This is a genomic window from Paenibacillus alkalitolerans (assembly GCF_016482785.1).
GTDB lineage: Bacteria > Bacillota > Bacilli > Paenibacillales > YIM-B00363 > Paenibacillus_AE > Paenibacillus_AE alkalitolerans.
Genome location: NZ_JAEMXM010000018.1, coordinates 36,166 through 62,116 on the forward strand (window position 1 = coordinate 36,166; position 25,951 = coordinate 62,116).

General features: G+C 53.9%; 25 protein-coding genes. 6 read left to right on the forward strand and 19 right to left on the reverse strand.

Annotated elements, in window-relative coordinates:
- The first annotated feature begins 4 nt into the window (after positions 1-4).
- Positions 5-1,066: an NAD(P)/FAD-dependent oxidoreductase gene (locus tag JET16_RS22120; RefSeq protein WP_199620517.1), complete on the forward strand. Its 1,062-nt coding sequence runs from the start codon at positions 5-7 to the stop codon at positions 1,064-1,066.
- Positions 1,067-1,078: 12 nt separating this feature from the next.
- Here JET16_RS22120 and JET16_RS22125 read toward each other — a convergent pair whose 3' ends face one another.
- The gene (locus tag JET16_RS22125; RefSeq protein ID WP_199620520.1) at positions 1,079-1,339 is read right to left on the reverse strand and encodes a YuzB family protein; all 261 of its coding nucleotides are present in this window, start codon (positions 1,337-1,339) and stop codon (positions 1,079-1,081) included.
- 141 nt (positions 1,340-1,480) lie between these two features.
- Between JET16_RS22125 and JET16_RS22130 the strand changes: the two genes are divergently transcribed.
- Positions 1,481-1,726, forward strand: a complete 246-nt coding sequence (locus tag JET16_RS22130) for a NifU family protein (protein ID WP_199620522.1) — start codon at positions 1,481-1,483, stop codon at positions 1,724-1,726.
- Positions 1,727-1,770: 44 nt separating this feature from the next.
- On the opposite strand, the gene JET16_RS22135 is transcribed toward JET16_RS22130, so the two are convergent.
- The 7 genes from JET16_RS22135 to JET16_RS22165 all read right to left on the reverse strand — a co-directional run bounded on the left by JET16_RS22135 (position 1,771) and on the right by JET16_RS22165 (position 9,943).
- Positions 1,771-2,577: an SDR family oxidoreductase gene (locus JET16_RS22135; RefSeq protein WP_407673174.1), complete on the reverse strand. Its 807-nt coding sequence runs from the start codon at positions 2,575-2,577 to the stop codon at positions 1,771-1,773.
- 41 nt (positions 2,578-2,618) lie between these two features.
- Positions 2,619-3,323, reverse strand: coding sequence for a Cthe_2314 family HEPN domain-containing protein (locus JET16_RS22140; protein ID WP_199620524.1), 705 nt, complete (start codon positions 3,321-3,323; stop codon positions 2,619-2,621).
- Between the two features lie 169 nt (positions 3,324-3,492).
- Positions 3,493-5,265: a UbiD family decarboxylase gene (locus JET16_RS22145; RefSeq protein WP_199620539.1), complete on the reverse strand. Its 1,773-nt coding sequence runs from the start codon at positions 5,263-5,265 to the stop codon at positions 3,493-3,495.
- A gap of 3 nt (positions 5,266-5,268) precedes the next feature.
- On the reverse strand, positions 5,269-6,192 hold the full coding sequence (locus tag JET16_RS22150; RefSeq protein ID WP_199620542.1) for a COX15/CtaA family protein: 924 nt from the start codon (positions 6,190-6,192) through the stop codon (positions 5,269-5,271).
- Between the two features lie 921 nt (positions 6,193-7,113).
- Complete coding sequence (locus tag JET16_RS22155) at positions 7,114-7,794, reverse strand: flavodoxin family protein (protein ID WP_233532054.1); 681 nt, start codon at positions 7,792-7,794, stop codon at positions 7,114-7,116.
- 241 nt (positions 7,795-8,035) lie between these two features.
- Positions 8,036-8,380: a thioredoxin family protein gene (locus JET16_RS22160; RefSeq protein ID WP_199620545.1), complete on the reverse strand. Its 345-nt coding sequence runs from the start codon at positions 8,378-8,380 to the stop codon at positions 8,036-8,038.
- Positions 8,381-8,386: 6 nt separating this feature from the next.
- Entirely contained in the window at positions 8,387-9,943 is a 1,557-nt protein-coding gene (locus JET16_RS22165) for a stalk domain-containing protein (RefSeq protein ID WP_199620547.1), read from the reverse strand.
- Positions 9,944-10,082: 139 nt separating this feature from the next.
- On the opposite strand from JET16_RS22165, the gene JET16_RS22170 reads away from it, so the two are divergent.
- Entirely contained in the window at positions 10,083-11,351 is a 1,269-nt protein-coding gene (locus tag JET16_RS22170; protein WP_325176757.1) for a DUF2515 family protein, read from the forward strand.
- On the opposite strand, the gene JET16_RS22175 is transcribed toward JET16_RS22170, so the two are convergent.
- The 4 genes from JET16_RS22175 to JET16_RS22190 form a co-directional block, all read right to left on the reverse strand.
- Positions 11,348-13,018 (reverse strand): putative polysaccharide biosynthesis protein, encoded by a 1,671-nt coding sequence (locus tag JET16_RS22175; protein ID WP_233532055.1) that lies wholly within the window; start codon positions 13,016-13,018, stop codon positions 11,348-11,350. The two genes, JET16_RS22170 and JET16_RS22175, sit on opposite strands and share 4 nt — an antisense overlap.
- Before the next feature lie 63 nt (positions 13,019-13,081).
- A complete protein-coding gene (locus JET16_RS22180; RefSeq protein ID WP_199620552.1) occupies positions 13,082-13,810 on the reverse strand; it encodes a ThuA domain-containing protein in 729 nt (242 codons plus the stop codon).
- A gap of 45 nt (positions 13,811-13,855) precedes the next feature.
- Positions 13,856-14,335 (reverse strand): DUF456 domain-containing protein, encoded by a 480-nt coding sequence (locus JET16_RS22185; protein ID WP_199620555.1) that lies wholly within the window; start codon positions 14,333-14,335, stop codon positions 13,856-13,858.
- Positions 14,336-14,357: 22 nt separating this feature from the next.
- Positions 14,358-15,098, reverse strand: coding sequence for a Cof-type HAD-IIB family hydrolase (locus JET16_RS22190; protein ID WP_199620558.1), 741 nt, complete (start codon positions 15,096-15,098; stop codon positions 14,358-14,360).
- Between the two features lie 160 nt (positions 15,099-15,258).
- Between JET16_RS22190 and JET16_RS22195 the strand changes: the two genes are divergently transcribed.
- Entirely contained in the window at positions 15,259-16,608 is a 1,350-nt protein-coding gene (locus JET16_RS22195) for a sensor histidine kinase (RefSeq protein ID WP_199620560.1), read from the forward strand.
- Between the two features lie 89 nt (positions 16,609-16,697).
- Here JET16_RS22195 and JET16_RS22200 read toward each other — a convergent pair whose 3' ends face one another.
- The 6 genes from JET16_RS22200 to JET16_RS22225 all read right to left on the reverse strand — a co-directional run bounded on the left by JET16_RS22200 (position 16,698) and on the right by JET16_RS22225 (position 23,513).
- Positions 16,698-17,597, reverse strand: a complete 900-nt coding sequence (locus JET16_RS22200; RefSeq protein ID WP_199620562.1) for a metal ABC transporter permease — start codon at positions 17,595-17,597, stop codon at positions 16,698-16,700.
- The gene (locus JET16_RS22205) at positions 17,594-18,529 is read right to left on the reverse strand and encodes a metal ABC transporter permease (RefSeq protein WP_199620563.1); all 936 of its coding nucleotides are present in this window, start codon (positions 18,527-18,529) and stop codon (positions 17,594-17,596) included. Before JET16_RS22205 ends, JET16_RS22200 begins: the two co-directional genes overlap by 4 nt.
- A gap of 5 nt (positions 18,530-18,534) precedes the next feature.
- Positions 18,535-19,302, reverse strand: a complete 768-nt coding sequence (locus JET16_RS22210) for a metal ABC transporter ATP-binding protein (RefSeq protein WP_199620564.1) — start codon at positions 19,300-19,302, stop codon at positions 18,535-18,537.
- Between the two features lie 109 nt (positions 19,303-19,411).
- A complete protein-coding gene (locus JET16_RS22215; protein WP_199620565.1) occupies positions 19,412-20,356 on the reverse strand; it encodes a metal ABC transporter solute-binding protein, Zn/Mn family in 945 nt (314 codons plus the stop codon).
- 572 nt (positions 20,357-20,928) lie between these two features.
- The gene (locus JET16_RS22220) at positions 20,929-23,022 is read right to left on the reverse strand and encodes a peptidoglycan D,D-transpeptidase FtsI family protein (protein ID WP_199620566.1); all 2,094 of its coding nucleotides are present in this window, start codon (positions 23,020-23,022) and stop codon (positions 20,929-20,931) included.
- A 68-nt stretch (positions 23,023-23,090) separates the two neighbouring features.
- Positions 23,091-23,513 carry a hypothetical protein gene (locus JET16_RS22225; protein WP_199620567.1) on the reverse strand — a complete coding sequence of 141 codons (423 nt, stop codon included), beginning with the start codon at positions 23,511-23,513 and terminating at the stop codon, positions 23,091-23,093.
- A 188-nt stretch (positions 23,514-23,701) separates the two neighbouring features.
- Here JET16_RS22225 and JET16_RS22230 point away from each other — a divergent pair, with 188 nt between their 5' ends.
- Together JET16_RS22230 and JET16_RS22235 are read left to right on the forward strand one after the other, a co-directional pair.
- Positions 23,702-24,889, forward strand: coding sequence for an MFS transporter (locus JET16_RS22230; RefSeq protein ID WP_199620568.1), 1,188 nt, complete (start codon positions 23,702-23,704; stop codon positions 24,887-24,889).
- A gap of 82 nt (positions 24,890-24,971) precedes the next feature.
- Positions 24,972-25,325, forward strand: coding sequence for a toprim domain-containing protein (locus JET16_RS22235; RefSeq protein ID WP_199620569.1), 354 nt, complete (start codon positions 24,972-24,974; stop codon positions 25,323-25,325).
- A 4-nt stretch (positions 25,326-25,329) separates the two neighbouring features.
- Here the strand turns inward: JET16_RS22235 and JET16_RS22240 are convergent, their stop codons facing one another.
- A complete protein-coding gene (locus JET16_RS22240; RefSeq protein ID WP_199620571.1) occupies positions 25,330-25,941 on the reverse strand; it encodes an SCO family protein in 612 nt (203 codons plus the stop codon).
- Between the last annotated feature and the right edge of the window lie 10 nt (positions 25,942-25,951).

Below are 25,951 nucleotides of genomic sequence, written 5' to 3' on the forward strand. Positions count from 1 at the left end.
CATCATGCGCAAAATAGTCATTCTCGGCGGGGGCTACGGCGGCTTGACCGTGGCCACGGAGCTGCTTGAGGAGCGTCTTCCGGACGATTGTGTCGTTACATTGGTGGATCGGATGCCGTTCCAAGGCTTGAAAACCGAATACTACGCTTTGGCGGCGGGAACGGTTTCCGAAATCGATATCCGCGTGCATTTTCCGGTCGACCCCCGGCTCATTCTTAAATTCGGCGAGATCAACGGGCTGGATCTGGACCAGAAGGCGGTCTATTTGACCGGCCACGACCCGCTTCACTACGACGTGCTCGTCATCGCTCTAGGCTGCGTCGACCGGTATCACGGAATTCCCGGAGCCCAGGAGTTTTCGACTTCGATTCAGACGTTCTCCTCCAGCCGGGGGACGTACCAACAAGTGAACGATGTAAAGCCGTACGGACAAATCACGATCGTCGGCGGCGGATTAAGCGGAGTCGAGATGGCGTCGGAGCTCCGCGAGAGCCGGCCGGATTTGAACATTCGCATTCTCGACCGCGGTCCGAGCATTCTCTCGCAGTTCCCGGGCAAAGCGCAGGATTACGTTCGTTCGTGGTTCCATGAACACGATGTGGAGATGCGGGGACATGTCAATTTGTCGCGTCTTGACCGCGGCGTTCTATACGACAAAGGGCAGCAAATCGAAACGGATGTTACAGTGTGGACCGCCGGCATTCAACCGAGTCCCATCGTACAAGCGCTGGATCTTCCGAAAGATCAGTTGGGAAGACTGATATTGAACGAATATCACCAGCTGCCGTGTCACCCCGACGTGTTTGTCGTGGGAGATTGCGCCAGCATCCCCTTTGCGCCTAGCGGACAAGCGGCGGAAGCGCAAGGCCGGCAGGTCGCGGAAGTCATTCACGCCACGTTTCGCGGCGAAACGCCGAGGCTGCGCAAAATCAAACTCAAAGGCGTACTCGGATCATTAGGGAAGAAAGCCGGATTCGGCGTTATGGGCCGCACGACGTTGATGGGCCGTGTTCCTCGTCTGTTGAAGAGCGGCGTCTTGTGGATGTCGAAAAACCATTTAGGTTAACAGTGTTGAAAATCAGTCAAGCGGAAGATCGGCGAACGGATCGGTCTCCCCTTCTTTTATTTTCGCAAGTATAGCGTCGTAAAGCTCGTCGGCTGTCTCCGATGCAACGATCTCCCCATTCACCAGCGCATACGGCTCCATGTAGCATTGGCCGCAATTTCCGAGGCACCCGTATTCGATGACGTCGAACTCGGGATCCTCTTCCAATCGCTTCATCACCCGGTCCGTGCCGTGATGCATGTTGTTCGTACAAAACTCAATGATCGGTTTCACAGCGTTGCCCCCTTTTGCTCGTACTAAGCATCAATTCGCGCCACAATCTTCGGCTGCTCTTTCGGTATAGAATCTTGGCTGATGGCGTTTAACTTTCGACGTATTTGTACTATAATAGTAGAGGAAAGGAGCTGATGCAAAATGACGACGAACACCGATAACAAGATGTACGATGAAGTTCTCGAGGTGTTGGATAAATTGCGTCCTTTCCTGCAACGCGACGGCGGGGACGTAGAACTGGTCGACGTGGAAGACGGCATCGTTAAGCTGAAGCTGGTTGGCGCTTGCGGCAGCTGCCCGAGCTCGACGATCACGCTTAAAGCCGGTATCGAACGCGCGTTGATGGAAGAAATCGAAGGCGTTCAAGAAGTCATGCAGGTATTTTAATTTTACCCGATTGTTGGCAACGCGCCTGGCGGAGGCTGTCTTCGTCAGGTTTTTTCTTTGCCTTGCCCGGTAATGTTGTTTCGGATCGGGTCGAATCCGCCGGAAATATCGATGATGTTTCCGGTCACATAATCGGACGCTCCGAGACAGAGGAACGCAACGACGCGGGCAACGTCTTCGCCTGTCCCCGGCCGCCCGCGCGGCGATTCGTGGTCGGTAAGCCCCTCCGCTTCGGATATTTTCCTCTCCTTATAGTGTCCGCGAATATCGCCGGGGCAAACCATATTAACTGTAATTCCGTTCGGTGCTTCCTCGACGGCAAGCGTCTTCGTGAACGAAACAAGACCTACTTTGGCGGCGGCGTAAACCGCGCGGTGAGGCCATCCTCTCGCTTCCGCCGAGCGGCCGAATCCGAAGTGAACGATCCGTCCCCATCCACGCCTCCGCATGCCTGGAATAACCAGCCGGTCCAATCTTAGAACGCCGACAAAGTTGCCTTCAACGAGATTTTCGATCTCCGACTCATCGTATTCGGCGAATAATCGGCGTTCGCGGACAAAAGGCCCCGCGTTATTAATCAATATATCGATGTCTCCGATTTCCGCGCGCACCGTCTGCACCATTGCGCGGATGTCGTCGCCGGAAGACACGTCCGCTCGAACGGCGGCGGCTTTGACTCCCATTCCTCGGATCCTCTCCGCCAGCTCATACGCTTCGCTTTCGCTCCTCACGTAATTGACCGCAATATTGCAGCCCATTTCGGCTAAGGTGAGCGCCGTCATTTTCCCAAGACCTTTCGCACTGCCTGTAATCAAAGCCGTCCTTCCAAGCAGCTCCCGCTTCCGCTCCACTCTCGTTCCCCTCCCCAAACCAAGCGCTGCGCCCTGCATCATCAATGCCGATTGCAATATGTGAATGCGGCATGCAGCGATTGGCACACCATTTGGAATCCGTCCCTAAGCTTTCGGCCGTTCTCCGTCAAATCCTCGATCCGCTCGCGGTTTCCGGAAGGACCGTAGCGGATGTGTCCCGCTTCATCCAACAGTTGCGCGTTCATCCCGTGAATTTCATGGTTGCGCATTAACCGGAGGTCGTGCATGGAACGCTGGTATTTTTCCTTGATGCTGAACAATTCTCTTTGCAATTCGGTATGTGAATTCATTTCCCGCATGCGGCGAACGACCGTAAAATAAGAAAACCTTTCTTTCACTTGTTCCGTCTGCAATGAGTATTGGTCGTTGAGGAAGCAACCGAGCTTATCAAGCGCTGAAAATACGCGAACAAAGCTGTTTGAGAAAAAAAACAAATGTCTGCGGTAATCGTCATATTCATCCGCACTCATCCGATCGGGAAACTGCTGCTTGACTCGAGCGGCAAACTTTTCGGAACAGTATACGCTCTGCTCCAATTCATACAACGTTGAAAGCAGACTTCTGACCCACATCGCAAGGCGGATGCGCCGTTCGTCGGATCGCGGCGGCTTTGCCGTCAGGCGGTCACCGTACCGCTCCATCAACAGAATAACCTCGTCGTAACATTGTCCGGAACGGCGGCCGGCATCCCGCCTCTTCGACTCGCCGAACAAAAATCGCAGCAAGAGACCATCTCCTCAGCTTGGTTGCGGTGATTTGACCCGATCGCTTTGCACGAACCGCCATGAAAGCTTCTTCGCCCGGTAGAGTATACACCCAAAGAAACGGCGCGATTCCGGCAAAATGAAACCCGTTAAACGCAACCGGATTCCGCTTCGCTCCCCCATATGCGGGTTAATTCCGCCATCCCCCGGGGAAATATTCCGCCCATCGCGCATCGACCTTCGCCACAATGTCGTCTCTTGGGAACAGCTCGTCCGGATATCCCGGCTTCATGCGGGCATCGATGACGAGGGGCAATTTGTAGTGCAGGTGATGTCTGTCGACATCGGTGTCGGCATATATGTCCGCAGCAGGATTAAACCGCGTGAACACCGTCCACAGAAATGCGGTTTGATCGCGGACGGCATCGATATCGTCCACCACGACGACTAACGGCCATTGCTCGAGAGTGCCGCGCGCCGACGCGAGCAGACGCGCCGCGAAATCAGGCTCCTCCGAGAACGGCGCCGCCTGTACCGCGAGACAGCCCGGCGAATAAACGGCGGCCGCTTTGGCGCCCGGCAGCGGGCCGCCCGCATATGCGCGCGGCAGTTCGCGGATCGGCTTCCCGACGCCGAGCATAACCGCCTTGCTGCCGTGATTCAGCCGGTCGCCCGTATAATCGAGCGTATCGTGCGACGTCTTGTTGAATATATACAGATCGGTCCGCGGATCGAATCGTTCAAGCATGCAGGTGAGCAGCTCCGGGAACGATTCGAGACGTACCGGCTGATCGGTAACGAGCAGCATCTTGGTAAGCGTCAGCTGTCCTTCCCCAAGGATGCGGAAGGCGCTGCCGAGCGCCTCGCGCGAATAACTTTCGCGCACCACGGCGGCGGCAAGCGGATGAAATCCGGTCTCCGCGTACGTCCACAAATCCTTTACTCCAGGCATGGCGACCGGAAATAACGGCGACAGCAGCCGCTGTAAAAATTCGCCGAGATAGTAATCCTCCTGCCGCGGTTTCCCCACGACGGTTGCGGGATATATGGGCGAATTGCGGTGCCATACCCTCTTGACGTTGAATACAGGGAAATCGTGAATGAGCGAATAATACCCGTAATGATCCCCGAACGGGCCCTCCGGACGCCGTTCGAACGGAGGCACGACGCCTTCGATCGCAAACTCCGCTTCCGCAATGAGGCGGTGGCCGCCGTTCGGATTATCGGCGAGCGGCAATTTGTCGCCCAAAATCAAGGAGGCAAGCAGCAGCTCCGGAACGTGTTCGGGCACCGGAGCTATGGCCGATGCGATCATGGCCGGAGGGCCGCCGAGAAACACGGTCACAGGGAGCGCCTGGCCCCGCTTCTCCGCCTCGTGATAATGGAAGCCTCCGCCCTTGTGAATTTGCCAGTGCATCCCCGTCGTTGATCCGTCGTAAACATGCATTCTGTACATTCCGAGATTATGGCCGTGTCCGTCCGGATGCTCCGTATAAACTAGCGGAAGCGTAACGAAAGGACCTCCGTCTTCCTGCCAGGAAGTAATGACAGGCAGACCGGATAACGGCGATTGCTCCAGCTTCGACGCCAAGACCGGGGCTGCGCCGCCGGACACCGTCTTCGTTCCGACTTTCCAAAGATCGAGAAGCAGTCCTCTCTCCCGCCATAACGCTTGCGGCGTAGGCGGCATCAGCGCGTCGATCGCGCCGACCGCCCGTTTCACCAATTGTTCGGGACGCGGCCCGAAAGCCAACTCCACCCGCCTGCTTGTCCCGAATAAATTGGTGACGACCGGAAACGGACTGCCTGCGACGTTCGTGAACAGCAGCGCCGGTCCCTCCTCCGCGATCACTCTGCGGTGAATTTCAGCCAGTTCAAGATTGGGATCTACCGGCGCGGATATTTCAACGAGGTCTTTCTCTTTCCGAAGCGCTTGCAGAAACTGCCTTAAGTTTTGATGCATCCGTTAAACCCGCCTCCGTCCCGCCTGCCACACCGCAACGCTCAAGTAGATGAGAACCGCGAACAGCAGAGCAATCAATACCGTGTGCAACAACGTAGCAAACACATACCAATCCGAACCCATCAAAGCGATCAGCAAAGCGCCGCTCAATATTTGCCCCGTCACCAGGACAAGCGTCCATCGGGCCCCGTTAAATATGGTAAGGTGCGAAGATAACCGGTTCCGGGCATACAATGCCAGCACAAGCACGATGAAAAACAATGCATATGCAGCCGTCCGGTGCGCGTAAGCAACCGCGGTGGCGCCTTCCAACGCGGGGATGAGCTGTCCGTTGCACAGCGGAAACCCTAAACAGCCGCCTCCCGAATCGGTATGGCTCACATAAGCGCCCGTATAGACGACTACATAGGCGTATGCGGCCGTAATCCATACGGCGTTTCGGAACAGGGCGGGTACGGGACGGGCGGCACTGCCCTCACGGTGAGGACGATCCCCTCTATAGGCGTCTCGAACGGCCGTAACGAGCATTAGCGTGCACGTGAACGCAATGAGCGAAAAGCCGAAATGCAGAGCCAAAATCGCAGAAGACTGCGGATTTTTCACTTGCGCCGCTCCTAGAAGCGCTTGCAGCACGGTGAAAAACAATGCGCCGGACGCATATACTTTGGCGTCGACTCGCTTTACCCGAAGAAATACCGCGATCGTCGAAGCAAGCACCAGCAGGCCGACAATACCGCTTATGATTCGATGGCTGTATTCGATCATCGATTCGATTGTGTACGCCGGGACGAATTTGCCGTTGCAAAGCGGCCAATCGTCGCCGCAGCCCCTGCCCGACTCGGTCTGCGTCACCGTTGCTCCCATAAGCAATACGAGAAACATGCCGATGCAGGTTGCGACCGCCAAGCCTTTGACCATAGATTTCATATTGAAAAACTCCCGTTCTGTCCATAGAATGCTCAAAAGTTTAAATGCCTGACTCAATGGACATTATAAACGATTACGGAGGCACAAAGCCATTTTAGAAAGCATACAATCCGCATTGTTCAAACAAAATTCATGGAACAGGCACTTTCCCGCAACATATACCGGTCTCGCCCGCTCAAGCACTTACACTCTCGAACACCTGTTGAAATTTACATCTTTTACTTACTCAAACACCCACGCGCGCACTCACTCACTGACTCACTGACTCACTGACTCACTGACTCACTGATTCACTGATTCACTGATTCACTGATTCACTGATTCACTGACTCCCTCAAGCACTCTTTCCACACCCATACACACTACCTCACACACTACCTCACACACTACCCCAAACGCTCCCTCCACTCACGCACTATACCCACCCACAACACTACACACCTACACTACCTACCAACACATTAAACACTACCTGCGCATACATACTCACTCACACAAACACTACCTGCACACACACACTCACTCACACACTCAAACTCTCACTAACGTACCGCACTCACGTACTATCACCATAACTCAGGAGCTTTTTCGGAAAAAACGTTGATTTACCGTCCGGAGTTAAGTACATTACATGTTACGGAGCAGGCACTCCGCCTTGAAAAGCTCCTCTTCCGGCAAATCCTTATGTCAGTAATCACCACTTCGGCTTTGCACGCCACACATGAGGAAGAAATTGTAACGGAAATTGATGTACTAAAATCTCATCATATTTGGCGGTCAGCATGACTTAGCGGAATGTTATGTACTTAAAAGCAGCCGAAACTCATGAATATCGCCTGAACGATGCAGTTTAAGTACAAAAAATTCCATTAAGCTATGTATCGTACCCTCTGGCGATGAGATGTAGTACACGATATTCCGCTAAGATTTTCGTTCATCCCTCGAAAGCTTGGCTGGCCATACTTTCCCGCTTCTCTCCGTATCCAGACGAAAATCGGAGTACTTCCGCCCGAATATTTCCCGGCCAAGCCGTTCGGCGGATAAGACGGGAGAATCAGGATCTCCAGCCACTTCCCCCCTGCTGTTACCGATGCCCCTGACAACGCCTATAAACTCGGAATGGGTGTAGCGGGAATATTCCTGTATTTGGTGTATAATGCCGAGTGAAGCGCCCGGATAGGTTTCCTCTGAGGCCAGCACCAAGCCGATACGCTTGCGGGACATCTGCTCAATTACTTGGGCCGAATCGGGATAGGAAGCGGCGTAGTAGCAGAATGTCCGGTCGAAGAACGATTTAGTTTGAGCGGACAGACCGTACCAATAGACCGGTGAACAAAACACGACACCATCCGCGGCAAGAAAGTCATCGAAAAATAATGTCCGAAAATTATCCGTAATGGCGCATTCACCGTCGGATAAACGGCAGGTCCGGCAATCGCGGAGAAAGGTTGAAATATAGTCGTCAATAAAGCTAATCGTAACATCCGTACCGGCTTCCTCCGCCCCGCGCCCGACAGCTTCGGCAAGTGTGGCCGAGTTGCCGTTGCGGCGAGGGCTTCCTACAAGGATCAACAGCTTTAGTGCCTTGTTCATGCTATCCATCTTTATCGCTCCTGACCGTTCTTGTGACATCGTGAACATTTTCCATCAATTGGTTCTGTTATAGGTTACCTCCAATACATCGAAGATGACAAGCGCCACAAAGATCAGCCAATTGCGCCTTTCGCAGTAAATCTCGTCGCAGCAAAAAAAGAAGCCTTGTTTACCAAGGCTTCACAGATTGAAAAAAAACTCCCTTCCACATAAAAAATTAACCTATTACTCGTATTACCCTGGCTTTCGTTTATTTCGCCAATTCGCCCGACACCTGCACGACCCGGTCAAGAAACTGCTCGATTTCCTCGCGCGTCTTCCGCAATTTGCTCACGAAACGGATCGTTTCGTTGCCCTTCGCGAATGCAATAAAGCTCGGGATGCCCAACACATTGTACTCCTCTCCCAATTCCGGGAAAGCGTCGCGGTCAACGACGAGAAACCGGATGCGGTCGCCGTACGCTTGGGCCACGTCGGGCATGAACGGCTCGATATAGACGCAATCTTTGCACCAATCCGCCTTAAACAACGCAACGGCAGGCTTCTCGGATTGAATCGCTTCTCGGAACTCGGCAATGCTTTCGATTTTCTTCATGTCGGATCAAAACTCCTTCGTAATTGTAACAATCCCCGAACCGTTCCATTCGGCGGTGCCGCCTAACGCTTTCGTAATGAATGCGATCGGAACGAACGTCGTGCCGAATTTTCGCTCCGGCGCTTCGGGCAGAATGTACTGCATCCCGTTGACCGTCGCCGCCTTGCTTCCGATCTTCAATACGATCGTCACGTTCTCGGCCGCGTCGCGAATCGTGACGGTGGATGCCTTCCCGTTCCACTCCACGTTCGTGTCCAATTCCTCACTGACATAACGTACCGGCACCATCGTCGTTCCTTTGCCTTTCACATACGGAGAGAAGCCGTCGGTCACGCCCGACTCTTCGCCCAAGCTCATGACGAACGTATGCGAATTTACTTTCAGATCCTTCTTCAACAGTTCGTAAAGAAGCGAGCCTTTCTCCACATTGTCCAACCGGTTGCGGGGCTTGACGCTTGACTTCACTTCATAGACTTCCCCGTTGTACGCTTCCGCTTTCACGTCGGACCCGACGTTCCACTGCCTCGAAGAAGCGGCGAAACGGACGGATGAAATTCCGTCGTTGTCATCCGACGGCGGCGTCAGAACGACATTTAAGTCCATACCTGCCGGCGTCATGCCGTCAAATAGAAGATCCAGCTTTACCGATGTGCCGCTTCCGAACGACAAGCCGATATCCTTGACGGCGGATGCCGAATTTGCATCAAGCTCGGCGGAAAGCTCATGAAGCACCGGCTTCATCATTTCGTAAACGAACTCGACGGCCAACGTCTTGTTGCGAAGCGCCATGGCAAGCGTCGGATCGGTGCCGCCTTCCTTCTCGTTCAACTCTTCGAGGACCGGTTTCATAATGTCGTAAACCGTTCCAAGCAAGTCCTTCAGTCCTTTTTCGTCCTTTACTATGTTGCGGAGCAGCTTCACTGTAAGCTCGGCCATCTCGTCTGCGCCCGCTTCCAAGCTTACCTTCGTAAGCGCCGCTGTCTTGCCGCCGAGCTCTTCCGTAACTTGCGATGCGCCGATTCGCTGGGGATTCGGCATATTTGCGAGCAAGAACGAAGCGACGGCTTTCATCAGCTCCCGGTTTTGTTCACTCGCGGGACGCATAATTTCCGCAAGAGCGCCGGCGTCCTCCAGTTCCCCAAACGCCGCCCCGGAAACTCCGCTCAAATCGCTTATATCGAACATATAGGGCGCTTTCGCGCCTTCCACGTTAACTATGTAACGGTCTTCGTTCAAGTAAACTTCAAACGGTACGTTGCCTCTCGGTATGCTTAGCGTGCCTTTCGCGGATGCATGGCTTGCATCCTCGGTCTTCACTTCGTGCATCGTTAGCTTCCCGCTTCCCAACGCTTGAAGCATACGCTCCGTTTCCGGATCCGTCTTCTTCGCCGGGTCGGCCTCAATCTCCCATTCGAAATCGAACGTCCCTTCCGAGGAAACGTTGTCGAGCCCGGACAGCAGCGCCTTGTTGACATCGACACCGCCGACCGCCTCACAGCCGATCATTGTCACGAGCGATACAATCAGCATTGCAGCCAGCAAAAATTTCTTACTCATCCCCATAATCAGTTCCTCCCTTATCATCTCCCACCCATGATTATACTTCTTTTTCCATCAAAATGACATGTGAAAAGTTCATGCGGCGGGCGATTGACGGATACACTGGTAGGAAGAAGAAGGGAAGCGCGGAGGCGAGGCGGGAGTGGCGGACGGAAAAGATGTTCGGGGAGTTAAGACTTGGTGGGAGCGGCTGCTTCGGGTGCCGCTCAACGCACTGACCGCTTTGACGGGCATGTGGGCGGACACGGCCGGAACGTGGGGATCGCAGGAACATTTTATAACGTTGGAAGTGGGCAAACAGGAAGTGAAGCGCCTTTCCGCCGAATGGAAACGGCTGCTTTCGGCCGCGCCGCCGGCGCAAGCCGTATCGACGGGGGACAGCCGGATTGCGGAGCAGATCCGGGAAAAGACGCGCAAATCGAACCGGAACAATGTGACGAGAACCGCAGCGTACTTGGACATTTACTCGAGGCATCCCGAGCTGCATTGGGCGTTCCTCGCTCATATGGTATCCCGTAACGGCGGTTGGAACATGACGGACCTCCAGGGGGAGCTGCTGCCCCGGTTGCTTTCGCAGGGAGAAAGAGAGCTGTTATTCGGCATGCTGGAGCAATCGAACGCATTTATTTTCGGCGACGCATACCCGCAGCTTCTGCTTTATGAAGAGAGCTTGCGTCTGGAACGCCCTCTGTTTCATATGCTGCCCGAATTCGGGGTTTCGTCGTTTATGCGCCCGGTGTGGGAACGGTTTTGGGAGATGCGGCAATCCGCCGTTCTGACTGTCGCATTGATTGTAAACGAACAAAATTATATCGAAGGCCGCATCGTGCGCGACCCTTTCATCGCGGAGCACGTGCTCGGCTCGCTTCCGTTTCAGGCGCAATCGGCGTTCCAGTTGAACCACGTATTTTTCCCTTACGGCGGCGTCAGCGCTTCCGCCGCCGGACGGCAGCGCATCGCCGGGCTTGTATTGGAAAACTTCGGAGACCTGCGTGAGCGAATCGAGTTCGGAAAGTCGCTGTACGGCATTCTTTTCGGCATACCGGAGGCGGCCGAAGGGGCCGCGCGCTTTGCGGCGCAGACACGCCACAGCGGGAGCCGCGCCGACTATTGGCCGGAGCTGTTTGCGGCGGTGCGCGAGGAACCTCCGTCCGCAGCCTATGAAGAGCGGCTGGACGGTACGAAGCTGAAGCCAGGCGCCGCCCGCTTCTACAGCCCGCGTCTCGCGGACGCGTGGAAAGACGTACCGCTCCGGGAGCCGGAGCGGTACGATTGGTTCCGCGACGTTAAGAGCGCGGCGAAATATTTTACGGACGTGCGTCCGCCGTTCCCGTTCGAGATGAGCGCCGAATACTGCTTCGGCTTGAACAAAATCGAACTCGCCGTACTGGCGAAGGCCGTGCTGCCTTAAATCATGCGCATCTTGCGCATGACCGGTTCCGCGCGGTTCCACAGCTTGCGAACCGCGCCCGGCATCGCCGCGAGATCGGCGTCGGTGAGCGCACCCGTCCGCAGCAGCAGGACGGGATAAACGGCCGCGGTCGCTGCGGAGATGACCGCAGCCTGAAGCAGCGCGTTCAACACAGGAACGCCGAACGGGTTTACATACGCGTAAAATATCCACGCGATCGCGGAGCCCGCGGCAATCTGCACGCCTGCCGTCACCGCGAACGGCAGCGCCCGGCGGCCGAGCAGCTCGTACGGCACTTCGCGGCGCAGCGACGACAAGTTGAGCGTCATCGTTACGGCGAAGCAAACGGCCGTGCCGCCGACGATGCCCCATATTCCGATGAACGGAGCCAGCGCTACCGATAATCCGAACTTGCACGCGATCCCGACTCCGATATTGCGCAAAGGAGCGGCAGGTTGTCCGATCCCGAGCAATATCGAGCCCGATGTCATCATCAGCACTTGAAACACGGAGCTCGCGACGAGAAAGACGATGATCCAAGTGCCGAACGTGTCGCCGAAGACGAGGATATTCAGCGGAAACGCCGCGGCGCAGAGCACCGCGATCGACGGCACTCCGGACAGCAGCGTCAGGCGAAGCGCGAGGGACGTCTGCTTCGTTACTTGGTTGCGGTCGCCTTGCACGAAAGCCGAAGAAATAATCGGCAATATCGATTGGCTTAGCGCGATGGCGAAGATGACGGGAATGCCGGCGAGCGACTGCGCTCTCGCGGTAAGCATGCCGAGCAAATCTTTCGCCAATTCCGGACCGAACTGCCCGCGAAGCAGCCCGATCGTCACGGTCGAATCGATAAGATACACGGTCGGCACCGCAAGCGCGGTCAGCGACACCGGCAGAGACAGCTTCAATATCGCACGGTAAATGCTCTTCAACGAAGACGTGTCTGCAGACGCCGGAGGCGCGCTCAGTACCGCCGAATCGGCGACGGCTTCGGCCTCGTCCTTCGGCGCCGGCGCAACGCCGCTGCGTTCCATCCGCCGCAGTTTCCAACCCCAATACACCATCACCGAAGCCGCCGCAACCGCGCCGAGGACGCCGCCGAACGACGCGCCCGCAGCCGCCCAATCGATGCCGTAGCCGAGCTGCAGCAGCACGTACGCGAGCGCAACGGCGGTAATGACGCGAAAAATTTGCTCCCATATTTGGGACAGCCCGTTGGCGGCCATCATCCTTCTGCCGTGGAAGTACCCCCGCTCCACCGCGATCCATGGGAATAGAAGCAGCGCCGGCGCAAGCGCCCGGATCGCCGCGGTTGCGCTCGGATCGTTGCTTATCTCCGCGTACCACGGCGCAAACACGAACACGGCCACGGTTGCGATCAACCCTGCCGCGAACGCAAAGCGGGCCGCAGCCCTGCGAATCGCTTCCCCTTCTTCGGGCCGGCCGACCGCGTATTTCTCGGATACGAGTTTCGCGACGGCGCTGGGGAACCCCGCAGTCGCCAATATGAGCAGCCAGAAATAAACGTTGTAAGCAATTCCGTACGTGGCCATACCCGCGTCATCCAACAGCCGCTGCAGCGGGATGCGCTGCACGACGCCAAGCGCGCGGGCCACGAGCGCGGCCGCCGCCAATATTAACGTTCCTTTGATCAATGAGTCCTTCAAGCTTCTAATCATCCCTTCAAAACAATAACGGCCCGGCATCCGCGGACCGTTATCGCAAACTCCCTAGCGCTTCTCCGAAATCGTCTCGAGCGGTTTCGCGTTTCCATATACGGGCTTCTTGCCGTGAACCGGAGCCGCCCAGCGAACCGCATTGCCGATCACTTTCCTGACGTCTTGGTTAAAGTACGTCGGGTATGTTTCATGTCCCGGACGGAAGTAGAAGATCTTGCCCTGACCGCGGCGGAACGTGCATCCGCTGCGGAACACTTCTCCGCCTTCGAACCAGGACACGAACACCAGCTCTTCCGGCGCCGGAATATCGAAGTGCTCGCCGTACATCTCTTCCGCCGGCAGCTCGAAATATTCGCCCAACCCTTCGGCGATCGGGTGCGACGGATCGACAACCCACAGTCGTTCTTTGTCGTCCGCTTCACGCCACTTCAGGTCGCAAGTCGTTCCCATGAGCTTCTTGAATATTTTCGAGAAATGTCCCGAATGCAGCACGATGAGCCCCATGCCTTCCAGTACCCGCTTATGTACCCGGTTTACGATCTCGTCGTTCACGTCTCCATGGCCGATGTGACCCCACCATATGAGAACGTCCGTATCGTTCAATACCGCTTCCGTCAAACCGTGCTCCGGTTGTTCGAGCGTCGCCGTCCGTACCGAAACGCCCTCGCCTTGCAAACCGTCGGCTATCGCACCGTGAATGCCATTCGGATATATTTCCGCCACTTTCGGATTTTTCTTTTCGTGCAAATTTTCATTCCATACCGTTACACGCACCGTCATTCGCGGTTCACTCCCAAAATTGTTTTCCGTCTATTCATTGTTAGATTAAATGATCCAAATTACAAATACAATAATCATGCCTAACTGGAGAATAAATTTGGCGACCATGCTTGAGAACAATCCGACCAGCGAACCGATCCCGACCTTCAGCGATACGCCGAGCGGCTGGCCCGTAATTAATTCGCCGAGGACCGCGCCCACGAACGGACCGATTATTAGACCGAATGCGGGAATCGCGAAAGGGCCGACGATAACGCCGATCGTACTGCCGATCACGGATGCTCTGGAACCCCCGAATTTCTTGACTCCTAGCGCGCTTACGGCATAATCGGCCGCAAATATCACGACGACGATGAACGTCTGTATGATCCAAAACCAAGGCCCGAATTCCTTCCAACCGAAAAACAACCCGTACACAAAGAATGCGCCGTAAATTGCCAGCGCGCCAGGCAAAATCGGATAAACCGCCCCGGCCATGCCGATGACGAACAACACCGCGACAAGCACCCATCCTAAAATATCCATCCCGCAATTCCCTCCCGCCGCGTCACGCCTTCAGTACATATTCGCGAATCGCTTGAGCGACGCCGTCTTCGTCATTGGATAATACGACGGCGTCCGCCATCCGTTTCACTTCATCCTGCGCATTGCCCATCGCAATCCCGAGTCCGGCGGATCGAATCATGGCGATATCGTTCAAGCTGTCGCCGACGGCGACCACACTCGACATATCGATGCCTAACAATTCGCATACTTGAGCAAGACCTGACGCCTTGCTGATGCCTTGCGGATTCAATTCGATATTGTGCGGATGGGAATTGGTCACCTCGAATGCTCCCAGCGCGCCGATGCGATCCAAAACGGCGGAACGGGCCTCGTCATTATCCGTATAAAATCCGAATTTCAACCACTCTTTATCCCGTTCGTCCTCCACCCACATGTCTTTGTTATAAATTCCTTCTACGGAATAAGCCCAGTACCAGGTATCGTATTGAACCGCAAGCTCCCGCAACCGTTTGATATGTTCCCAATCCATCAATGTTCTGTTATGCAGCATATGAGGTCTCGCCCATATTTCGCTGCCGTTCACCGTAACCATCGGAGTGTCCAGCTTCAGCTGCTCGGCGTAAGGAAGAGCGCTTAGAAAGCCTCTGCCGGTGGAGAAGCAGACGGCTATTCCCGCCCTTCCCGCCTCTTGGATCCAACGAGCATTTTCATCTGAGATGTTCTTCTCTTCGTTCAACAAAGTTCCGTCCATATCCAAAGCCACTAACTTATAGTGAGCCACAAATTCCGCTCTCCTTCCGCGCTTAACGATACCTCCCATTGTATACTAATTGGCTGGGCATTCCAAAAAATACTTTTCAACCGCTTGTAAAAAAGGTACATTAGAAATATCGAGTGAATTCGACAAGAAACGACAGTATGAAATTTCTGAAGGTGATCTGATGAACCAGCAATTGCCAATTATTTTGACCACATTTGCAATTGGTTCGCTGCCGCAAAGCTTTTTCTTCTCATATTTAGGATTGATGTTTTGGGGCTATCGGATTTCTAATACGGCGAGGAAGCTGTTTCTCTTCTCCTTCGTGCAATCGGCCATTACGGTCGGGGCTATGTATTTCATCCCGGTCATGTCGCGTCCGGTACTCTCTTTAATTGTGTACGTAACGGTAATGATCCTCGTTCTGCGTAGTCTACGTCTTATTGAGCGCGTATATATGGGTTTATTCGTCATCCTATTGTCGATGTTCAACGAAATCGGCCTTCTTTATATCCTATCTGCCACGGGATGGGTTCCATATGAACAAGTGCTCTCGGATCCGCGTTCAATAATCTGGGCGGCAAACATTTTACCCGTTACCGCCGCCGGTCTGGGGTATGTGATGGACCGTAAAAGCATACATCCCGGCAAAATTATTTTTGACTTCATGAAACGCAAAGGAAATAAATATCTCAATTGGCTGCTTTTGTTGTTTGTATTTAATATAACGCTCTCTTTCTTCGTCTACATATTCGCCGCCGAAGACGAGCAGCTTGCCGCTCTGATCGGGATGACGCTTACAATGATCGTCGGGTTAGGCATCTTTCTTATTACCGTGCGCGCCATGGCGATGACGAAGGAAGCGGCGATACTTTCCACCCAAGACGCGTATATCGACGACATTAACAACATGTTTACCGCCATACGCGGCCAGCGGCACGATTTCTTAAACCACGTTCAAGTGATCCAGTCTTTGCTGCAGCGCGGCAAATACGAAGAGCTCGAACGATACACGAAAGAGCTCGTAGGCGAAATAACCGAAATTAATGAACTGCTGCAAATCGGCCATCCTGCGTTGGCGGCGCTCGTTCAATCCAAGATGGTGAGCGCTTTGAACCGGAAAATCGATTTTCGTTACTCGTTTGAAGGAATGGAGCAGTTGAAGCAAGGAATCGCTTCCATCGATTACGTTAAGATTGCCGGCAATTTAATCGATAACGCCCTCGATGAAGTGGCGGGGCGTCCGGCGGCTGACCGCTGGGTGGAAGTGAAGGGCTGGGTCGACGCGGATTCTTTCAATATGTCGGTCCGAAACCCGAGCCGCAATTTAACAGATGAAGAAATGAGTTTGCTGTTTGTCCCCGGATATTCGACGAAACAGAGAACCGGACATTCCGGTCTCGGATTATCCATCGTCAAAGAACGGGTGGATCATTACAAAGGCGCGGTCAACGTGAAAAGCGCTCCCGAACACGGGACCACCTTTGTTGTAAAAATACCGATTCAACTGAAAAACGTCGCAACGACGCAATAAAAACTACTTCGAAGCTCATGCTTTCCGATCTCTAAAGCCGGCAATGCCCGGATATCGGCATACCGATTCCGGGCATTTTATTGTGAGATTTAATGATCTCCAGCGGTCTTCGCTTTGACTGAATGACCGATCCGGCGGCGTTTCCACGCGATGCCGTGAGTCGGAGAGAAAATCAGTGTAAGCACGAAAAGCGCTCCGGCCACGGCGACCATCGATCCGGTAATGGACGCGTTCAAAAGCGAGGATACGTAATAACCGAGCAATGCGCTGCCCACACCGTAGCCTACGCTGTAAACGATCATCCGGGACAACCGCTCCGTCATCAAATAGGCGCTCGCCGGCGGAATAACGAGCATGCCGAGAACGAGAATCGCGCCGACACTTTCGAACGATGCAACCGTCGTGACACTGACGAGACCCATAAGCGCGTAATGGAACAGAGCGACCGGAATGCCGACAGCCGCCGCCATTGCCGGGTCGAACGCGCAAATTTTAAACTGTTTGTAAAACAACCCGATAACGCCGAGCATGAGCACAAGCGCGATGCCGAGCGCCCAGAGCGATTTCGGTCCCATATCCGTCCCGAACAGGTGCAGTTTCGTCCAAGCCGCATAGCTGATCTCTCCGTACAATACGCAGTCGAGGTCCAAATCGACCTGACGGCTGTAAAGACTGACCAATACGACCCCAATGGAAAACAGCGCCGTAAACACAACGCCGATCGATGCGTCCGATTGCACCCCGCTTTGATGAAACATTTGAATTAAGAACACTGTAATCAGTCCCAATACGGAAGCGGATAACAGCATCCATAACGAATCTCTTGTCCCGCTCAACAAGAATGCAATAACGATGCCGGGCAGCACGGCATGAGAGATCGCGTCCCCGACCATCGCCATTTTCCTCAATACGAGAAAACTCCCCACAATACTGCAAGCGGCGGCAACCATCACACCCGTCGTCACGATGATCAATTCATTCGTTGTCATAAGGAAGCTCCTTCTTTCACGGCGCTCACTCGAGCGCCGCTTTCTTTCCTTACGGTTCGCCGAACTTGCAGGCGGACAATCAGCTTCGCAAGTATTCCGCGGCGCGGAGCAAACATTAGAGAGACAACGAAGATGGCCGTCGCCGCCAACACTGCCAGCGGCCCTGTCGGCAAATTGTTTGCCGTAGTGCTTAGAAGCGTTCCGGCACTTCCGCTTACGGCTCCGAAGATGCCTGCCAGCGCCGCCATCAGTCCGAGCCGGTCGGTCCAATACCGGGCGGCCACCGCGGGAGTGATGAGCATCGAAGCCATCAGGACGACTCCGACCGCTTGAATGCCGATCACTACGGCGATTACGATTAGAAACATGAGAAACTGTTCGAGAAATGCGACCGGATAGCCGATCATCTTGGCAAAACCCGCGTCGAAGGACATCAGCTTAAATTCTTTGAACAGCAGCGAACAAACCAATATAAGAAAGACGGCAAGCCCCATCATCGTATACACGTCTGCAGAAACCATCGCCGCCGCTTGGCCGAACAGAAATTTGTCCAACCCCGCTTGATTTCCGCTTCCCGATTGTTGAATATGCGTCAGCAGCATAATTCCGATTCCGAAGAAAACGGAGAGCACGATGGCGAGCGCCGTGTCTTGCTTGATTCTGCTGTTGCGCGTAATGAATCCGATGCCGAACGTTGCGATGATGCCCGCTATCGCCGCACCGATCAAGAAAAACCAAAGCGATTTCGTATTCGTAAGCATAAATGCGATACAAACTCCCGGCAGCGCCGCATGAGCCAGCGCATCGCCCATAAGCGATTGTTTCCGCAAATAGGCGAACGTTCCGAGGACGCCGCTGCTCAAGCCGAGCAATAAACTTCCGAGCAATATCCAACGGATGTTCGGATCCGTAAGCAAAGACGCAATGTTCATGGAGATCACCTCGATCCTACAAGCAGTGAATCGGAATGTCCGCCTTCAAGAACCGTAAGCTTGCCGCCGTACGTCTTCTGCAGCAATTCTTTGGTGAACACGTCTTTCGTCGGCCCGACATCGATCACCGTTTTGTTCAAGAGCAGCACCCAATCGAAATATTGATCCACAGTCGCAAGGTCATGGTGAACGACGAGCACCGTCTTGCCTTCTTTCTTTAATTCGTTCAACAGCGTAATAATCGCTTTTTCCGTCGCTGCATCGACCCCTACGAACGGTTCGTCCATGAAATACAGCTTCGCGTTCTGCGCCAATGCGCGCGCGAGGAAAATACGCTGCTGCTGTCCGCCGGACAATTGGCTGATTTGCCGGCCGGCGAATTCAGACATGCCCACCTTGGCAAGAGCATCCATCGCAATATCGCGTTCTTTCGCGCCGGGACGCTGAAACCAACCGAGCTTGCCGTATGTGCCCATCGTTACGACATCCAACGCGTTGGTCGGGAAATCCCAATCGACGGATTCCCGCTGCGGGACGTATCCTACAATTTTACGCTGTTCCTTGTAAGATTTGCCGTAGATGCCCACTTCCCCCGCCGCGCTTGGGACGAGGCCGAGAATCGACTTGATGAGCGTCGACTTGCCGGCGCCGTTCGGTCCGACAATGCCGATCAGTCTGCCTTCCGGCACTTCGAACGAGACATTCTCCAACACGGGCTTCTTTTGATATGCGACCGTCATTCCCTTTACCGATAACGGATTTGTTTGCGTCATCGCCGGTTCCTCCTTTTGCTTCCTAATATTCGTTACCGCGGACAACCTTCGGTTGCCTCTTTGCTTCCTAATATTCGTTACCGCGGACAACCTTCGGTTGCCTCTTTGCTTACTTCAAAGCTTTGACGATTGTATCCACGTTGTGCCGCACCATGCCGATGTAAGTACCTTCTGGCGTCCCGTCTTCACCCATCGCGTCGGAAAATAAGGTTCCTCCCTCCGCCACATCGTGGCCGAGCGCTTTCGCGCCTTCGACCACAGCCGTAATGTTGCGGGACGATACGCTCGACTCGACAAACACGGCTTTGATTTTACGCTCTACCAAATAGTTGCGAAGATCGGTTACGTCTTTGCTGCCCGCTTCCGAAGCGGTGCTGATGCCTTGCAAGCCGCGCACCTCAATATCGTAAGCTTTGCCGAAATAGTTGAACGCATCGTGAGCCGTGACGAGAACTCTTCCGCTTTCGGGAATCGATGCGATCTGCTCCCTTGCGTAATCGTCGAGTTCCTTTAATTCCGATAAATAACGTTCGGCGTTCGCTTTATAATCGTCGGCGTGCTTTTCGTCCATCTTGATCAGCTGGTCGCGCACCGTTTCTGCCGCCTTCATCCACAATTGCACGTCAAACCATACATGCGGGTCGTAAACTTCCGCGCCGTCTTCCATGACCTTGATGAGTTTGGACGGATCAATCGACTCCGCTACGGCCACAGTCGGTTTCTTCTCGGCCATCTCTTCGAATACTTCCGTCATCTTGCCTTCCAGATGAAGTCCGTTATAGAAAATAACGTCAGCGTCTTCAAATTTCTTGATATCTCCTTGCGAAGCTTTGTACACATGCGGATCGACGCCGGAAGGCATAATTCCCGTGACCTTCACGCGCTCGCCGCCTACTTGTTCGACGATGTCGGTAATCATCCCGATCGTCGTCGTCACTTTCAACGGCCCGCCCGTCTCCGTAGAGGCGTTCTGGCTTCCGCACGCCGCCGTAAGCACGATGATAAGTGCTGTTGTTACGACCGTAAAAACTAACTTCCACTCTCGTTTATGCATTGTACTCTCCCTCTTCCTTGTATGTTATGTGGCAACCGGTTAAGTGTTGCACCAAACTGTTTTTTTTGCACGTGGACTGAATTGTTGTATGCGGGACTCTTTTTTAAATATATACAATAGTTTTGCCTTAGTGCAACATTTATTTTTAAAAAAAGATCGAATACCGTGGAGGTACCCGATTTTATACAGGCGTCTGGTTCACAAATGACCACCTTGTGCCACAGTGAAACAAGAACGCGATAATCCAGACCGCTTGTTTCATAGTGAAACACCGTGATGCACAAATGCACCACCTTGTGCCACAGTGAAACAAGAACGCGATAATCCAGACCGCTTGTTTCATAGTGAAACACCGTGATGCACAAATGCACCACCTTGTGCCACAGTGAAACAAGAACGCGATAATCCAGACCGCTTGTTTCATAGTGAAACACCGTGATGCACAAATGCACCACCTTGTGCCACAGTGAAACAAGAACGCGATAATCCAGGCGGAGTGTTTCACTGCGGACTATTTCCGGAATAAGAAAAAAAGGAAGAAGCAACGCTTCTCCCCGGGAACGTATATTCCGTTAATTGCCGCTGTCGGCCGTTTGCGTTTGCTGCTCCGTCGGCGACAGCGCCGGTTTGCCGTCAAAGCCTACATACTTGTAATAAGCTTCGAAGATTTTCGCCGCGATCGGCGCCGCACCCCAAGCGCCGAATCCGCCGTCGGGCACCACGACCGCCACCGCAATCTTCGGTTTGTCGGCGGGAGCGAACGCGACGAATACGGCATTATCCCGTATTTTCCCGCGTACTTCTTGCTCCGACGTTCCCGTCTTGGACGCGACTTCGAACGGCAAGTGGCCGAACCATTGCTTCAGCGAACTGCTCTGCGTTACCATCTTCATGCCTTTGTGTAAGACGTCCCAGTGCTTCTCGTCGAACTTCTCTTCGTTCAAGACGAACGGCTCGACTGTCTTCACCGTATTTCCGTCGAAATCGGTAATTCGCTCGACGAAGTTGGGCTTCAGACGCTTACCGCGGTTCGCGAGCATTGCCGTATATTGAGCCAATTGCAGCGTGGTGTACCTGCCTTGCTGGCCGAACGAAGCGTAAACCATCGCGGACTGAGGACTGCCGTTTTTTGCTTCGTGCTTGTATTCGATAACGCCCAAGCTTTCGTTCGGCAGTCCGCTTCCGGTCGATGTGCCGAGTCCGAACTTCTTCATATATTCGTCCCATACGTCAACCGCCGGAAGTCCCTTATACTTAAGGTACAGAGCTTCGCCTACCATCTCCGCCATGAACGGATTGGACGATACCCGTATCGCATTCGCCGGATCGATTTTGCCGTATGCGTGTTTTTGAGCGTTACCTATCGATTCCGAGTCGTTCCGTCCAAAGTAGAACCTGCCCGTATCGGTATACTTCGTAGTAGGCGTGATCAGACCTTCATTCAACCCGATCAGCACCGTCAGCGGCTTCATCGTGGAACCGAGCGGAACGATGGACGTCGGATGCTTGCTGCGTTCGTCAGCGTCCTTGTAATCCGGATACACCGTCTTGATTGTACCGTTTTGGTAGTAGGGTTGGATTTCGTTCCATAGTTCCGTCGATAAGCCTCCGGACCAGACGCTTGGATCGTAATCCGGCATCGACGCCATCGCGATCACGTTGCCAGTGTCCACTTCCATCGCCACCGCATAGCCCGCGCGCGCTTGCGCCCCCATCGCCGGCCATTTCAGCCGCTTCGCTTCGTCGCTCTTCATATACGCGAGTTGATCCATAATCGCTTGCTCCGCCGTCAACTGAACGTCTTTATCGATGGTCAAAACCAAATTGTTGCCCTTCTTCGGAGGCGTAACTTCGACGGGACCGATAATCTGGTTCAGGCTGTTGACCGGGTATTCCTTCTTTCCGCTAATGCCGCGAAGCTCGGTCTGATACATGAATTCGAGACCGTCGAAGCCTACCTCTTCCGTTCGCAAGTAACCCGAAGTTGCCTCCTTATTGCGGTAGAAATCCAAATATTGGCCTTCTTTTAGGTTGTTTGACGACGTGAACGGCTTCAAATATCCGATCAATTGCGCCGCAATCGTATTGGCATCGTAGTGGCGGACGCTCTCCTCGACCACCTCGACGCCGGGAAACAGCTCTGGGTGGCTCATTACATACGCGATCTCTTTCTCGGTCAATCCCGCTTTCACCCGGCGCGGCTCGTACATCCGGTTCATAAAAACTTTCGTGTTGCCTTCAATATCGTAGCCGACATCCATGGCGTCGAATACGTCCGACACCGTTATTGTCTTCAACGTCGGATCGCCGTATTTCGCGAACAAATCGGCGATTTTCTCGGCCAGCGCGATATGATCTTCCCTTGTCTTCCCCGGCTCCATCCGGAAATACAAAGATTGCGTGGATGTCGAATAAGCGATCGGATACAAGTTCCGGTCGTAGATGTTGCCGCGTATCGGAGCGATATCCACAGATCTCTTGGTCCGCTGCGATTCCATGGCGGACAGCTCTTTGCCTTCCACGAATTGAATAAACGCCAGCTTCACGACCAACACGGAAAATAAAACGAAAATGCCGAAGAAAAAAAGATTGATGCGAAACGTAAACTGCCGCCGTTTGACGATCTCTCTTTGCTGAGGATCGTCGCTGTGAAGCGTTCTCTTCATAACTTCCTCCTCCCCCGATTATCTTCTCTGCAATCGATATTTATGTTCCGGCCGGCATGGCCGGTACCTTAACCGTTATTTTTTGCTTGGTTAATAAATGCTTCAATCGTTTCGTCTATCGGGAAAGTGCCGATTTTCATATCGTTCCAATACAGCGTCACTTCGTTGGAACCGGCTTTTCCTTCTACGCGCACCGATCCCGTATAAACCGCGTACGTGCCGTCTTCCTTCGATTCATAAGTGGCGTTAAACGCCTGCCCGACGATCGCTTGGAACGCCTGGTCCTTCGCATCGCCCAGCACTTGGTCGCCCATGGCGGCCAACTCGTCCGTATAGTTCGCGCCGTAAACCGCTATCGCGGCAACGAGGGCAGCGACCAAAACCCATTTCAGCACCGTCTTTACCACATTAATAATCACAAACAAAGCGACGACGGCTGCAATGATAAGCCACCAACGTTCTTGCGCAAACGACCACCACTGTTCCGGCATGAGAAAAGTCCCTCCGACAATTATCGCTTTTTTGGCATGCTTTCTATATTATACATCAAGACCGTCCGACATTTCAGTAAAGTTTACACCATTATGAGAGGCGCAAAAACTGGTCTACCGGAATGGACAAATCCATAAAACTAAGTAAGGGCCATGCCCCAGAAACAGACATACCGGAGGGAAGCCGAATGAAAACCGTTATGTGGCTCTACTTGTTTATCTTTGTGGCGTTTTTCGATTTGCATGCACAATACCCGATGCTTACGCCGTTCGCCATCTCTCTTGGCGCGGCTCCGTCGTTTATCGGATTTATCATGGGCATTTACTCGCTGACCCACCTGCCCGGCAACTTGCTTGCGGGCATCAGCGTGGACCGTTTCGGCAGCAAACCGTTCATCGTCGGAAGCCTCATTGCCGCCGGCATATTGCTCATTATCCAAGGAGGAGTGAGCGACCCGTGGCAGTTGCTCGCCGTCCGCTCCGTCAGCGGTTTCGTTCTGGCGTTCCTCTCTCCCGCATGTCTCGCGCTGCTTGCGAAGATGGCCAAGGATCGCGTTCAACAAGGCAAGCTCATGTCCGGCAACGGTCTCGTTCATACGCTTGCATCGGTCGTTTCTCCGGCCGCAGGCGCGCTGCTGGTCAGCCAAATCGGCTTTACGAATGCGTTCGTAGCCCTGGGCTTCGGTCTGGTAGGCACCGGACTGCTAGCCATTGTCGGAGTAAAAGAACAGAAAACGCCGGCATTCGCCGGTCTTTCGACTGCAGCATCCTCCAGCCAAATCGAACCCGGTACCGCGGCCGCTTCGACAATCGCCGCCTCCGATCAGCAAAAGATACCGTGGCTGTTTTACGGCATCCCGCTCGCATTATCGTGTTCCCAAGGTATCCTATTCTTTGAGCTTCCGCTCGTCGATTCGGCCCAGATGTCCATAATGCAATCCGGCATGCTGTTTTCCGTCGTCTCATTAGGCGCTCTGATTACTTTGGGAATGCTCTTCTTGAACAAAATATCCGCTCATATCCGTACGGCGTTCGGGAGCTTGACGCTTGCGCTTATTTTTTTCGGCATGGCGGTCGGTTGGCCTCTGCCTCTGCCGGTCGCTCTGCTGCTTATCGGCATGTCGAAAGGGGTGATCTTCCCGGCTATGGCAACGCTGTTGGCATCCGTTACCGACGCCCGGCGATACGGACGCGTATTTTCGCTGCTGTCGATTTCCTTCTCTCTCGGCGCATTCTTCGGACCGATTTTAGCCGGGCAAACGCGCGATTGGATTTCTCCGTATTACATCGCTTTCCTCGTCTTAATGGCCGCTTTGGCGATGCTGCCGTCGCCGATTCGCAATGGGAACGGAAGAGCAGCCAGCGTCCGGACCTGACCATCCGCATTTCGACATTTCCCAGGGAATTGTTACAATAGAGTGAGTCGAAAGAGAGAGTCGAACGTCGCGGAGGTCATCTATGGATTTTGTAATTATCGTCGAAGGCAAGAACGACCGCAGCCGTCTGGCCAAATTGCTGTCGGAGGAAGTCCCGATATATTGCACATACGGTACGCCCGGAACGAAGCAATTGCAGCAGCTGGTCAAAAAGGTCGGCAACCGCTCGGTCTTCATCTTTACGGACAACGACGCTTCAGGCAAACGGATCAGAGGCATTCTGCGGGATACGTTCCCGGACGCAGAACAGCTTCATACGAAAACCGGATATGCGGGAGTCGAAGGAACTCCCGACGAGCATATCGTCCGGGAATTGGAAAAGGCCGGGCTGCAAGAGTATATCGTGTACCCCGAGCCCGACCTTTTTGCTGAATAACCGTCTAACCGTTAACCAATTGCAGTATATCGTCCGCGATTAAATCTTCGTCCAAATCGTCCGACTGGTACGTCCGGCGAATTTGGTTATCTTGGTCTATAAGAATGACGGCGTTGATGTGAGTGAAGTTGCCCTTATTGTCATCGATGACGGTTATTCCGTAGCTTTGGGCAACCTCGTGCACTTGCTGTTCCGTCCCCCGCAGAAACTTCCAGCCGTTCAAGTCGGCACCGTAAGCATCCGCATATTTCTTAAGCGATTCCGGAGTGTCGCGTTGGGGGTCGATCGTCGCCTGCAAAAACAGCGCATCCGTTCCGAACACTCCCCGCTCCTTCAAGCGCTCCTGTACTCTCGACAGCATATGCGTCGTCGTAGGGCACACATCCGGACAGTTAGCGAAGAAGAAATACAGAATTCTTGCTTTTCCCTCCGTATTTTCAAGCGAAACCGCATTTCCGTCTATACCGGTCAATTCGAATCCGGATGCTTCTTTCATTACAGGCAGTTCGTTTTTTTGCCCCCCGCCCCAATATACGAATGCAATGGCGCCGAGCAGCACGACCGAAACGGCCGCCATCACCGCTTTATACCAATGTTTCCGCCAAAACCCGTCCATTGTTGTCCTC

Bases quoted from the DNA above. Each gene is read 5' to 3' on its own strand.
- JET16_RS22120 (WP_199620517.1), top strand. From the start codon at position 5: ATGCGCAAAATAGTCATTCTCGGCGGGGGCTACGGCGGCTTGACCGTG.
- JET16_RS22160 (WP_199620545.1), bottom strand. From the start codon at position 8,380: ATGAAGAAAATCGAAAGCATTGCCGAGTTCCGAGAAGCGATTCAATCC.
- JET16_RS22210 (WP_199620564.1), bottom strand. From the start codon at position 19,302: ATGACGCAAACAAATCCGTTATCGGTAAAGGGAATGACGGTCGCATAT.
- JET16_RS22240 (WP_199620571.1), bottom strand. From the start codon at position 25,941: ATGGACGGGTTTTGGCGGAAACATTGGTATAAAGCGGTGATGGCGGCC.
- JET16_RS22155 (WP_233532054.1), bottom strand. From the start codon at position 7,794: ATGGATAGCATGAACAAGGCACTAAAGCTGTTGATCCTTGTAGGAAGC.
- JET16_RS22195 (WP_199620560.1), top strand. From the start codon at position 15,259: ATGAACCAGCAATTGCCAATTATTTTGACCACATTTGCAATTGGTTCG.
- JET16_RS22230 (WP_199620568.1), top strand. From the start codon at position 23,702: ATGAAAACCGTTATGTGGCTCTACTTGTTTATCTTTGTGGCGTTTTTC.
- JET16_RS22235 (WP_199620569.1), top strand. From the start codon at position 24,972: ATGGATTTTGTAATTATCGTCGAAGGCAAGAACGACCGCAGCCGTCTG.
- JET16_RS22220 (WP_199620566.1), bottom strand. From the start codon at position 23,022: ATGAAGAGAACGCTTCACAGCGACGATCCTCAGCAAAGAGAGATCGTC.
- JET16_RS22200 (WP_199620562.1), bottom strand. From the start codon at position 17,597: ATGACAACGAATGAATTGATCATCGTGACGACGGGTGTGATGGTTGCC.
- JET16_RS22185 (WP_199620555.1), bottom strand. From the start codon at position 14,335: ATGGATATTTTAGGATGGGTGCTTGTCGCGGTGTTGTTCGTCATCGGC.
- JET16_RS22215 (WP_199620565.1), bottom strand. From the start codon at position 20,356: ATGCATAAACGAGAGTGGAAGTTAGTTTTTACGGTCGTAACAACAGCA.
- JET16_RS22130 (WP_199620522.1), top strand. From the start codon at position 1,481: ATGACGACGAACACCGATAACAAGATGTACGATGAAGTTCTCGAGGTG.
- JET16_RS22205 (WP_199620563.1), bottom strand. From the start codon at position 18,529: ATGAACATTGCGTCTTTGCTTACGGATCCGAACATCCGTTGGATATTG.
- JET16_RS22225 (WP_199620567.1), bottom strand. From the start codon at position 23,513: ATGCCGGAACAGTGGTGGTCGTTTGCGCAAGAACGTTGGTGGCTTATC.
- JET16_RS22145 (WP_199620539.1), bottom strand. From the start codon at position 5,265: ATGCATCAAAACTTAAGGCAGTTTCTGCAAGCGCTTCGGAAAGAGAAA.
- JET16_RS22180 (WP_199620552.1), bottom strand. From the start codon at position 13,810: ATGACGGTGCGTGTAACGGTATGGAATGAAAATTTGCACGAAAAGAAA.
- JET16_RS22165 (WP_199620547.1), bottom strand. From the start codon at position 9,943: ATGGGGATGAGTAAGAAATTTTTGCTGGCTGCAATGCTGATTGTATCG.
- JET16_RS22150 (WP_199620542.1), bottom strand. From the start codon at position 6,192: ATGAAATCTATGGTCAAAGGCTTGGCGGTCGCAACCTGCATCGGCATG.